The 11,587-nt window shown below is 52.0% G+C and carries 8 protein-coding genes; 5 read left to right on the forward strand and 3 right to left on the reverse strand.

All coding sequences use genetic code 11. From position 1 onward, the window contains the following. The first annotated feature begins 168 nt into the window (after positions 1–168). The 5 genes from glgB to glgP all read left to right on the forward strand — a co-directional run bounded on the left by glgB (position 169) and on the right by glgP (position 9,627). Positions 169–2,346: a 1,4-alpha-glucan branching enzyme gene (gene glgB, locus K7X24_RS09565; RefSeq protein WP_105879980.1), complete on the forward strand. Its 2,178-nt coding sequence runs from the start codon at positions 169–171 to the stop codon at positions 2,344–2,346. Beyond that, on the forward strand, positions 2,347–4,323 hold the full coding sequence (gene glgX, locus K7X24_RS09570) for a glycogen debranching protein GlgX (RefSeq protein ID WP_224554530.1): 1,977 nt from the start codon (positions 2,347–2,349) through the stop codon (positions 4,321–4,323). It begins immediately after the preceding gene. A 35-nt stretch (positions 4,324–4,358) separates the two neighbouring features. Beyond that, positions 4,359–5,636: a glucose-1-phosphate adenylyltransferase gene (glgC, locus tag K7X24_RS09575; protein WP_224554532.1), complete on the forward strand. Its 1,278-nt coding sequence runs from the start codon at positions 4,359–4,361 to the stop codon at positions 5,634–5,636. Positions 5,637–5,664: 28 nt separating this feature from the next. After that, entirely contained in the window at positions 5,665–7,104 is a 1,440-nt protein-coding gene (gene glgA, locus K7X24_RS09580; RefSeq protein ID WP_224554534.1) for a glycogen synthase GlgA, read from the forward strand. 75 nt (positions 7,105–7,179) lie between these two features. Further along, entirely contained in the window at positions 7,180–9,627 is a 2,448-nt protein-coding gene (gene glgP, locus K7X24_RS09585) for a glycogen phosphorylase (RefSeq protein WP_224554684.1), read from the forward strand. 104 nt (positions 9,628–9,731) lie between these two features. Here glgP and K7X24_RS09590 read toward each other — a convergent pair whose 3' ends face one another. The 3 genes from K7X24_RS09590 to K7X24_RS09600 form a co-directional block, all read right to left on the reverse strand. Beyond that, the gene (locus K7X24_RS09590) at positions 9,732–9,998 is read right to left on the reverse strand and encodes a type VI secretion system PAAR protein (protein WP_161509917.1); all 267 of its coding nucleotides are present in this window, start codon (positions 9,996–9,998) and stop codon (positions 9,732–9,734) included. 89 nt (positions 9,999–10,087) lie between these two features. Then, entirely contained in the window at positions 10,088–10,978 is an 891-nt protein-coding gene (locus K7X24_RS09595; RefSeq protein WP_224554537.1) for a hypothetical protein, read from the reverse strand. A 203-nt stretch (positions 10,979–11,181) separates the two neighbouring features. Next, the gene (locus tag K7X24_RS09600) at positions 11,182–11,553 is read right to left on the reverse strand and encodes a hypothetical protein (protein ID WP_224554539.1); all 372 of its coding nucleotides are present in this window, start codon (positions 11,551–11,553) and stop codon (positions 11,182–11,184) included. Positions 11,554–11,587: the final 34 nt, after the last annotated feature.

The raw sequence follows: 11,587 nt of genomic DNA on the forward strand, positions 1-11,587 counted from the left end.
GTATTCATTATTTTTACACGTCGCCGTTATTCATTAGCAAGCTAATAACCCGTTATTTTTATTGGTTTTTTGTTAAAAATAAGTAACGGGAGAATATAAACGCAACGTAATGCGCTTTTTATATTACTTATTTATTTAATTCAAATGGTTAATCAGAGGATGGATACCATGTCAGCGTTTTCTGAGGCGATTAATTCACTTATTTCTGGGCACTATGCCGACCCGTTTTCGCTGTTAGGTATGCATCATTCCTCCAAAGGTCTTGAAGTTCGGGCACTGCTGCCGGATGCGCAGGCAGTCTGGGTTGTGGATGCCAGCAATGGACGAAAAATCGTTGAGCTGGATCGTGTAGACGAACGCGGTTTTTTTTGTGGCCTGGTGCCACGCCGGAAGCAGGCTTTTCACTATCAATTAGCCGTGACCTGGGGTGAAGAAACCTGGGTAATCGAGGATCCTTACCGTTTTGGCCCGCTGTTGCAGGATATGGATATTTGGCTTTTGGCTGAAGGCACCCATCTGCGACCTTACGAGCGGTTAGGCGCGCATCTGGAAACGCTGGACGGTGTTGAAGGCACGCGCTTTGCCGTCTGGGCACCGAATGCTCAGCGCGTTTCAGTGGTGGGGCAGTTCAACTTCTGGGACGGTCGACGTCACCCGATGCGGTTGCGACAGGAAAACGGCATTTGGGAACTGTTTCTGCCCGATGTGAAAGCGGGACAGCTCTACAAATATGAAATGATCGACAGCCACGGCAGCGTCCGACTGAAGGCCGATCCGTATGCGTTTGAAGCGCAGATGCGCCCGGATACCGCGTCGCTGATTACACCGCTGCCTGAGAAAGTCCCGACCAGCGACGCCCGGCGTGAGGCGAATGGGCTGCGTTCACCGATCTCCATTTATGAAGTTCACCTGGGTTCCTGGCGGCGGCATACGGATAACAATTTCTGGCTGAGCTATCAGGAATTGGCGAATCAACTGATTGATTATGTTCAGTACATGGGCTTCACACACGTTGAGCTGATGCCGATTAACGAACATCCGTTCGATGGCAGCTGGGGTTATCAACCGCTGGGGCTGTATGCGCCAACCCGTCGTTTCGGCACGGCGTCGGAGTTCCGAGCCTTTGTTGATGCGCTCCATGACGCGGGCATCAACGTCCTACTGGACTGGGTGCCGGGGCATTTTCCCGGTGACGAATACGGTTTGGCACAGTTTGACGGCACCGCGCTGTATGAATACGCCGATCCGCGCGAAGGCTATCATCAGGACTGGAACACGCTGATTTATAACTATGGCCGCCATGAGGTGCGTAACTATCTGGCGGGCAATGCGCTGTTCTGGATGGAGCGCTATGGCATCGACGGGCTGCGGGTAGACGCCGTGGCGTCCATGATTTACCGCGACTACAGTCGTAGCGAAGGCGAATGGGTGCCGAACCATTATGGTGGTAAAGAGAATCTCGAAGCTATCGCGTTTCTGCGCTACACCAACCACATGCTGGGTCATGCCGCACCGGCGGCGATCACGCTTGCTGAAGAGTCCACCGATTATCCGGGCGTCACGCTGCCGCCGGACTGCAACGGCTTAGGGTTTCACTACAAGTGGAACATGGGCTGGATGCACGACACGCTGACCTACATGCAACTCGATCCGGTTCACCGCAAATACCATCACGATCTGCTGACGTTCGGCATGTTGTACGCCTATAGCGAGAACTTCGTGCTGCCGCTGTCTCACGATGAAGTGGTGCACGGCAAGCACTCGCTGCTGGATCGCATGCCCGGCGATGTCTGGCAGAAATTTGCCAATTTACGTGCTTATTACGGCTTTATGTGGGCGTATCCCGGCAAGAAGCTGTTGTTTATGGGCGGCGAATTTGCGCAAGGACGTGAGTGGAACCACGATGCCAGTCTGGACTGGCATCTGTTGGATGAACCGGAAGGCTGGCACCGCGGCGTGCAGACGCTGGTGCGCGATCTCAACCACTACTATCGCCAGCAGCCGTCGCTGTATCAGCTGGATTTTCAACCGCAGGGCTTTGAATGGCTGGTGGTGGACGACCGGGAAAACTCGGTCTTTGCCTTTGTCCGGCGTGATGAGCAAGGCAATGAAGTGCTGGTAGTCAGCAACTTTACGCCGGTTCCGCGCTATGGATACCGGATTGGCATCAACCAGCCTGGCGGCTGGCGAGAAGCGATCAACACGGATTCTGTCCACTACAACGGTAGCGATTTGGGCAATGTCGGGACGATTTACAGCGAGGAGCACGCTAGCCACCAGCGCCAGCATTCTCTGGTGCTGACCATTCCGCCGCTTGCCACGCTGTACTTGGTGAAGGAGGCGTAAATGGCGGAATTGCAGACGGGCAAGCCGACGCCGCTGGGGGCCAGTTTTGATGGACAAGGCGTGAATTTTGCCCTGTTTTCGGCGGAGGCCGAGCGGGTCGAGCTGTGCGTGTTTGATGAACGTCAGCAGGAACAGCGTATTGAGCTGACGGCACGCAGCGGCGATATCTGGCATGGCTATCTCCCCGATGCACAGCCGGGGCTACGCTACGGTTTCCGGGTCGATGGGCCGTTCAAGCCTTCTCAGGGTTTGCGTTTCAATCCGCATAAGTTGCTGTTGGATCCGTGCGCACGTCAGCTTGATGGCTGGGTGGTGGATGACGCTTGCCTGCAAGGCGGGATTGACCAACGGGATGAGCGCGATAGCGCTGCCATCATGGCGAAGTGCGTCGTTACGGCTGAGGATTACGACTGGCAGGATGACCAGCATCCGCAAACGCCCTGGAATCAGACGGTGATCTATGAGGCGCACGTTCGCGGGCTGACGCAGTTGCACCCTGATATTCCTGAAGACATTCGTGGTAGCTATGCGGCGTTAGGCCATCCGGTGATGATTGACTATCTGACGTCGCTGGGCGTGACGGCGCTGGAATTGCTCCCGGTGCAGCAGCATGCCGATGAACCCCGACTTCAGCAGTTGGGGCTGCGCAACTACTGGGGCTATAACGTGCTGCTGCCGTTTGCGGTGGATAACAGCCTGGCCGCAGGCGACGACGCGCTAAATGAATTTCGGGATGCGGTGAAAGTGCTGCATCACGCGGGCATCGAAGTCATTCTGGATGTGGTGTTTAACCACAGCGCCGAGCTGGACGTCGAAGGGCCTACGCTGTGCCAGCGCGGCATCGACAACCGCAGTTATTACTGGCTGGGTGAAAACGGCGAATACCCTAACTGGACCGGCTGCGGCAATGTGCTGCGCCTGAATCATCCGGCGGTAATTGATTGGGTGATGGACTGCCTGCGCTTCTGGCGCGAGGTGTGCCACGTTGACGGTTTCCGCTTCGATCTGGCAACGGTGCTGGGGCGTACCCCGGATTTTACCGCGGCCGCGCCGCTGTTGTCCGCCATGAAAAATGATAGCCGCTTGCAGGGCTGCAAGCTGATCGCCGAACCGTGGGACATCGGGCATGGCGGTTATCAGCTCGGTCAGTTCCCGACGCCGTTTGCCGAGTGGAGCGACCGCTACCGTGACGACATGCGCCGCTTCTGGCTGCATGGTGATATTTCTCTCGGTGCATTTGCCCGCCGCTTTGCCGCCTCCAGCGACATCTTCCAGCAGCGCGACCACCTACCTTACGCCTCCATCAACAAACTGACGGCCCATGACGGCTTTACGCTGCGCGATCTGGTGAGTTTCAACCACAAGCACAACGATGCCAACGGCGAGGGCAACCGCGACGGCACAGGCAGCAATTTCAGCAATAACCACGGCACGGAAGGACTGGAAGCGGACGACGACATCCTTCAGCGCCGACTGGCCAGCCAGAAGGCGCTGCTGACGACGCTGATTCTGTCGCAGGGAACGCCAATGCTGCTGGCAGGCGATGAACTGGGACACAGCCAGCAGGGCAACAACAACGCCTACTGCCAGGATAACGAATTGACTTGGCTACACTGGGAAAACGCGAATAGCGCACTGCGCGAATTTGTCGCCGGATTGATCCAGTTACGCCGCACGATTCCGGCATTACAGCAGGAAATGTGGTGGCAAGAAGGGGATGGCGCGGTGCAGTGGCTGAATAGAGAAGGACAGCCTTTGACGCCGCAACAGTGGGAGCAGGGAGAGCACCAGCTACAGATTTTACTTTCCGGTCGTTGGCTCGTGTTGTTTAACGCCAGCCTGCATGCCGATGCGTTCATTTTGCCAGAAGGCCACTGGCAGGTTTCACCGCCGTTTGATGAGACGAATTCGCCTGAGGGTGGAATTTGGCACGGACAAGCGCAGGCGGTAGGCGTCTTGATAAAACAGACCGCCTAAGCGCAAGCCATTAAAAGAATAATCAGGAGATAACCATGGTGAATAACGACAAGCATGACCCTCTGATGTTGGCAAGACAGCTCCCTTTGAAATCCGTGGCATTAATTTTGGCCGGAGGCCGTGGAACGAGACTGAAAGGGCTGACGGCATTGCGTGCCAAGCCCGCCGTCCATTTTGGCGGCAAATTTCGCATCATTGATTTCGCGCTCTCTAACTGCCTGAATTCCGGTATCCGCCGTATTGGCGTGATTACGCAATATCAGTCGCATACGTTGGTGCAGCACATTCAGCGCGGCTGGTCATTTCTGAATGCGGAAATGAACGAATTTGTCGATTTGCTTCCTGCGCAGCAGCGCCATTCTACCGATCACTGGTATCGGGGAACGGCGGATGCGGTTTGTCAGAATCTCGACATTATTCGGCGCTACCGTGCGGAGTATGTGGTGATCCTCGCGGGCGATCACATCTACAAGATGGACTACTCACGTATGCTGATCGATCACGTGGAGAAGGGGGCAGAATGTACGGTCGCCTGCCTGCCCGTGCCGTTGGAAGAAGCCAGCGCCTTTGGCGTTATGAGCGTGGACAAACAGCATCGCATCCTCGATTTTGCCGAAAAACCAGATAACCCGACGCCAATGCCGGATAACCCCGATATGGCGCTCGCGAGCATGGGGATCTATGTTTTTAATGCGGACTATCTTTATCAATTACTGGAAGCGGATCGTAACGCGACAGATTCTGCCCACGATTTTGGACAAGATTTGATCCCGAAGATTGTCTCGCAGCGCTTGGCCTGGGCGCACCCCTTCAATTTGTCGTGCGTCACGTCGGGTGAGGATGAACACCACTATTGGCGAGACGTCGGCACGCTGGAAGCCTACTGGCGCGCCAATCTCGATCTGGCGTCAGTCACGCCGGAACTGGATGTGTACGATCGGCACTGGCCGATTCGTTCCGCGATTGAATCGCTGCCGCCCGCCAAATTTGTTCAGGACCGTTCCGGCAGTCACGGCATGACGATGAACTCGCTGGTATCCGGGGGCTGCATCGTCTCCGGTTCTGTTGTCACGCATTCCGTGCTGTTCCCGCGCGTGCGGGTGAATTCGTTTTGCAGTATCGATTCGACGGTGATCCTGCCGGACGTCAACGTGGGGCGCTCCTGTCGTTTACGCCGTTGTGTGATCGATCGCGCCTGCCACTTGCCGGAAGGCATGGTGATTGGTGAAAACGCGGAAGAGGATAGCCGCCGTTTTTACCGTTCGGAAGAGGGGATCGTGCTGGTCACACGATCAATGTTGGAAAAGCTGTAAACACCATCGGAACAAAACGGGAGTAATAATGCGGGTTTTACATGTTTGTTCAGAGCTATTTCCACTATTGAAAACGGGTGGACTGGCGGATGTGGCGGGGGCGTTACCCGGCGCGCAGATTGCGGCGGGGATGGATGCCCGTGTCATCCTGCCTGCCTTCCCCGATCTGAAAAAAGGCATCGCCAACCTAGAGGTCGTGCGTGAGCTGGATACCTTCGCGGGGCATGTCACGTTGCTGTTCGGCCATTTTAACGGCGTCGGCATTTATTTGATTGATGTGCCTGAGCTGTATGAACGCGCGGGCAGCCCTTATCACGACCCAGCGCTTTATGCTTATGCCGACAACTACCTGCGGTTTGCGCTGCTGGGGTGGATGGGATGCGAAATGGCATGCGGTTTGGATCACTATTGGCGACCTGATGTTGTCCATGCTCATGACTGGCACGCGGGGTTGACCTGTGCCTATCTGGCGGCGCGCAACCGTCCGGCGAAATCGGTCTTTACCGTTCACAACCTGGCCTATCAGGGGCTGTTTGATGCCCGGCATATGCCCGATATCCATCTACCGAGCGATTTCTTTCAGGTGTACGGGCTGGAGTTTTACGGTCAGATTTCCTACCTCAAGGCGGGATTGTACTACGCTGACCATATTACGACCGTGAGCCCAACCTACGCGCACGAGATTACGCTGCCAGCTTATGGGTACGGCATGGAGGGCTTGCTGAAAACTCGTGAAGAAGAAGGACGGCTGTCCGGTATTCTCAATGGCGTAGACGAAACGATTTGGAATCCGGCGCACGATCCTTTACTCACCAGCCATTACACCCGAGATGCTTTAGCGGACAAAGCCGCAAACAAGCGGCATCTGCAAACGGCGATGGGCCTGAAGGTTGACGACAAGGCACCGGTTTTTGCCATCGTCAGTCGCCTGACCAGCCAGAAAGGGCTCGATATCGCGCTAAGCGCGGTGCCGGATCTGCTGGAACAGGGCGGGCAACTGGTGGTGCTGGGCGCAGGAGATGCTGATTTACAGGAGGGATTTCTGGCGGCGGCGGCGGAATATCACGGTCAGGTTGGGGTACAGATTGGCTATCACGAGTCCTTCTCGCACCGCATTATTGGCGGTGCAGATGTCATCATGGTGCCGAGCCGATTTGAGCCTTGTGGGTTAACGCAGCTCTACGGCCTGAAATATGGCACGTTGCCGCTGGTGCGCCGAACCGGCGGGCTGGCGGATACGGTATCGGACTGTTCGCTGGAGAATCTGGCGGATGGGCTGGCAAGCGGGTTCGTCTTTAACGATTGCAGTGTGGGATCGCTATCCCGCGCGATTCGTCGTGTGTTTGTGTTGTGGTCCCGACCCACGCTATGGCGCTATGTGCAGCGTCAGGCGATGGCGATGGATTTTGGTTGGCAGGTTTCTGCTCAGGCTTATGGTGCGCTATATCAACGCTTGTATACCCACTAGTTTTCCTGCTGCGCGTCATCCTCGTGCAATCTGAAAACGACAGGGTAGGGTAACACTTACTTGGGAATGAATATTATGAACTCGCCGTTTATCTATACTTCGCCAACGCTCAGTGTGGAAGCGCTGAAACACTCTATTGCTTACAAGCTCATGTTTACCGTAGGGAAAGATCCCTCGATTGCGAATAAACATGACTGGCTGAACGCCACGCTGCTTGCTGTGCGTGACCGGATGGTGGAACGCTGGCTACGTTCGAATCGGGCACAGCTTTCTCAAGATGTGCGGCAGGTGTATTACCTGTCGATGGAGTTTTTGCTGGGGCGGACGCTGTCGAACGCGCTGCTGGCGATGGGGTTGTATGACGATCTGAAGGCCGCGCTGGATGGCATGGGGCTGGAACTGGACGATCTGCTACAGGAAGAAAACGATCCCGGCTTAGGGAATGGCGGCCTGGGGCGTCTGGCTGCCTGCTTCCTGGATTCGCTGGCGACGATGGCTCTGCCGGGGCGCGGCTACGGTATTCGCTACGAATACGGTATGTTCAAACAGAATATTGTTAACGGCAGGCAGGCGGAATCGCCGGACTACTGGCTGGAATACGGTAATGCGTGGGAATTCCCCCGTCATAGCACGCGTTACAAAGTGCGCTTCGGCGGCCGAATCCAGCAGGAAGGCAGCAAACTGCGCTGGCTGGAAACGGAAGAAGTTATCGCGTGCGCCTACGACCAAATCATTCCCGGTTTTGATACGGACGCCACCAATACATTGCGTTTGTGGGGTGCACAGGCCAGTAACGAAATCAATCTGGGTAAATTCAATCAGGGCGACTATTTTGCGGCGGTGGAAGATAAAAACCACTCAGAAAACGTGTCGCGCGTGCTGTATCCCGATGATTCTACCTATTCAGGCCGTGAGCTGCGCCTGCGTCAGGAATACTTTCTGGTTTCCGCCACGGTGCAGGACATTCTGAGCCGCCACTGGATGATGCATAAGACCTACGCCAATTTGGCGGAGAAGTTCGCCATCCACCTGAACGATACGCATCCGGTGCTGGCCATCCCTGAGCTGATGCGTTTGCTGATCGATGAGCATAAATTCAAATGGATAGAGGCGTGGACCGTGGTGAGGAAGGTCTTCTCCTATACCAACCACACGCTGATGCAGGAAGCGCTGGAAACCTGGCCGGTTGATATGCTGGGTAAAATCTTGCCGCGCCATCTGCAATTGATTTTCGAAATTAACGAACATTTTCTGGAGTACGTCCAGAAAGAAGTCCCTGATGACAACGAGCTGTTGGCGCGGGTTTCCATCATTGATGAAAACAACGGGCGTAAAATACGCATGGCGTGGCTAGCCGTAGTTGCCAGCCATAAGGTGAACGGCGTATCGGAGCTGCATTCGGATCTGATGGTGCAGTCTCTGTTTGCCGATTTCGCCCGCCTCTTCCCTAACCGGTTCTGCAATAAAACCAACGGTGTAACGCCGCGGCGCTGGCTGGCGCTGGCCAACCCGCCGCTCTCCAAACTGCTGGATGACACCATTGGGCAGACCTGGCGCACCGATCTGAGCCAGTTGAGCGAACTGAAACAGCACATCGATTATCCGGCATTTGTGCAGAAAATCAGCAAGGTGAAGCTGAAGAACAAAGTGCGCTTAGCGACCTATATGGCGGAAAACCTGAATATTGTGGTTAACCCGGAATCGCTGTTTGATGTGCAGATTAAGCGTATTCACGAATACAAGCGGCAGCTGCTTAACGTGCTGCACGTCATCACGCTCTATAACCGCATTAAGGATGACCCCGAGGTCGAGCGTGTGCCGCGTGTCGTCATTTTTGCGGGCAAAGCGGCGTCAGCCTATTACATGGCGAAGCACATTATTAACTTGATCAACGACGTCGCGAAGGTGATCAACAACGATCCGACCCTGCACGATCGACTGAAAGTGGTCTTTATCCCTAACTACAGCGTGAGCCTGGCACAGCTGATCATCCCTGCGGCGGATCTCTCTGAACAGATCTCGCTGGCGGGGACGGAAGCATCCGGGACCAGTAATATGAAGTTTGCCCTGAACGGTGCGCTGACGATCGGTACGCTGGATGGGGCGAATGTCGAAATGCTGGAACACATTGGCGAAGAGAATATGTTTATCTTCGGCAATACGGCCGATCAGGTCGAAGCGCTGCGTCAGAGCGGTTACAACCCACGGCAATACTACGATCAGGACGAAGAGCTACACCGCGTGCTGACGCAAATCACCACGGGCGTCTTCAGCCCTGATGATAGTCGACGCTACAGCGATCTGTTTGATTCACTGGTGAATTTTGGCGATTACTACCAGCTACTAGCCGACTATCGCAGCTATGTGGATACGCAGGATCGAGTGGATGAGCTGTATGCGAAAAAGGACGAGTGGGCGCGCTGTGCCGTCCAGAATATTGCCAACATGGGCTATTTCTCGTCTGACCGCACTATCGGCGAATATGCAGAAGATATCTGGAATATCAAACCGATACGGTTGTGATGAGAGAAGACCTCTCAATTGAGAGTTAATTTTTAAAAAGACAACAGGCGTTCAATGAGCGCCTGTTTACTAAGGTTGGGGGAGAGCCGTGTATTTGGAGTGTATCAGCCAATATTCACGCTTCCTCCACCAATCAACACGCCACCACAACTTACTCCATCCCCAGAACGAGCCGCGGGTTTGCCATCAATGAACACACTGGATGAGCCACCGCTGATGCTCCTACTATGACCGTGAGGAACCAGAGGATCGCCCTGACGAGCCAATGGCAAGCCATCAACCTTAACCGTTGATGAACCCGCTGCGACAGGTGTCGGTGGATGGCTCCCATGCCCCGTGTCGCTATCGCCTAATTTAACTGCGTTACCCACATTGCATTCCTTTTCGTAGGGTACTTTCCGTTGCAAATACGATTTGCCCATTCAGGCTCAGCGTTGTTTTTTCAGCTTATCTGTAGTTGTCAAACATGGTTGGGCGCGCTGTCGTGTTTCCTGTTGGCAACTTCGACACTATCACCATTTTTATCGTCATCATTTTTAGATAAAATCCATTGCAGCATTGTTCTATCTGGTTTTTGGTTATATTTCTCTGAGTTTAATTCACTATCAGGAAATGGTGTGGGAATAGATTTTATATGTGGAATGTTATTAATGACCTTAAGATCGCCGTCAAATTTGCCTGCTTTTTTCTTCTCCTTATTATAACGACTAAAATCATTCCATGTACTTTCTGGAATTAATCCTGCGTGGCGTAATGCTTGCCATGTGAAATCGATACAACTATTTGTTGCTCCGTTATAATAAAGATCGAAATATTTTTCAGATTCCTTGGTTGCGGTGTCTCCAAATTCTTTTAATCTATTGTATTGGTCTTTTTTTATTTCTATTTTTCTTCTGTAATAGGGGTTTTCATAATGATGAGTATCTTTGTCTGTGACTGATCCAGCACCTGTAATTCCTGATTTTTTTGGTGCAAAGCCATAAGACTTTGAAGTGTTAATATTGTTTTTTTGAATTTTAGATATCTCTAACCACATATGACCAGCTTCAGATACGACTCTTTTTCCTTCTTTAAATTCTGGTTTTCCATCGTTATCATTTAAAGGCGTTCCTGGGTAAGCGGTATAAATAGTGACAGCATATCTAGATTCTAAAGAGTTAATAAGCTCATCTACAAACTCTTTTCTGGCATGGGATGGCGGGCATGTGGCGCAAGCTTGACCAGCATTATAATTCGAATTTTTATCAGGATGTGCAAATTTTTCAATTTCTTGTTTCTTTTGTTCTACAGTTAAAAAATCTTTTTTTGAAATATACTCGAGTAATTCTTCAGTTTTATTTTCAGGGTGCATATTAAAATTCCTTTTTATTTCAATTCTTCTAATATGAAATTATCCTGGTAAAATACCTATAAGTAATAATTTTTTTTCATTTTTTAACGATGCCATGTCTAAAAATTACAGATGAGAAATCTAATTGGTTGAGTTTGATGTGAAATGATTATTTTAAGAATTCCTAATGAACTGCATTAATGTTCATTGTCCCCATCGCTGGCCTACTCATGATGAGCCTGTTTGTTACGCAGATACCGTAAGGTCAATGAACCAAAGAGTGGAATGCTTAACATAATAATAAAAAATAAAGATGAATACATGTAATCAAAATCTGTGGCTGTAATAGAAAACATAAAAATAATGATTGTCATTGTAACGATATAATATTTTTTCATTATTAAGAAAAAAAAGATGGAAACAACACTACAAATTATTGTGTAGATTGCAAAAATAATCCATGCGGCAAAATCCCAGCTATTAAAAAAATACGTATCCACATCCCTATCACCACAAAAAAAAGCATATACAAATGATAGTGATAACCAAATAAATGTGGGTATTAAAAAGATGCCAATAGTAGATGATTTATTCATTACATATCCCTATATGATAGAATGAAAGACACAA

It is taken from the genome of Pectobacterium versatile, from assembly GCF_020166435.1.
GTDB classification, from domain to species: domain Bacteria; phylum Pseudomonadota; class Gammaproteobacteria; order Enterobacterales; family Enterobacteriaceae; genus Pectobacterium; species Pectobacterium versatile.

Coding starts and splice junctions, on each gene's coding strand:
- glgB (WP_105879980.1), top strand. CDS start 169: ATGTCAGCGTTTTCTGAGGCGATTAATTCACTTATTTCTGGGCACTAT.
- glgX (WP_224554530.1), top strand. CDS start 2,347: ATGGCGGAATTGCAGACGGGCAAGCCGACGCCGCTGGGGGCCAGTTTT.
- glgC (WP_224554532.1), top strand. CDS start 4,359: ATGGTGAATAACGACAAGCATGACCCTCTGATGTTGGCAAGACAGCTC.
- glgA (WP_224554534.1), top strand. CDS start 5,665: ATGCGGGTTTTACATGTTTGTTCAGAGCTATTTCCACTATTGAAAACG.
- glgP (WP_224554684.1), top strand. CDS start 7,180: ATGAACTCGCCGTTTATCTATACTTCGCCAACGCTCAGTGTGGAAGCG.
- K7X24_RS09595 (WP_224554537.1), bottom strand. CDS start 10,978: ATGCACCCTGAAAATAAAACTGAAGAATTACTCGAGTATATTTCAAAA.
- K7X24_RS09600 (WP_224554539.1), bottom strand. CDS start 11,553: ATGAATAAATCATCTACTATTGGCATCTTTTTAATACCCACATTTATT.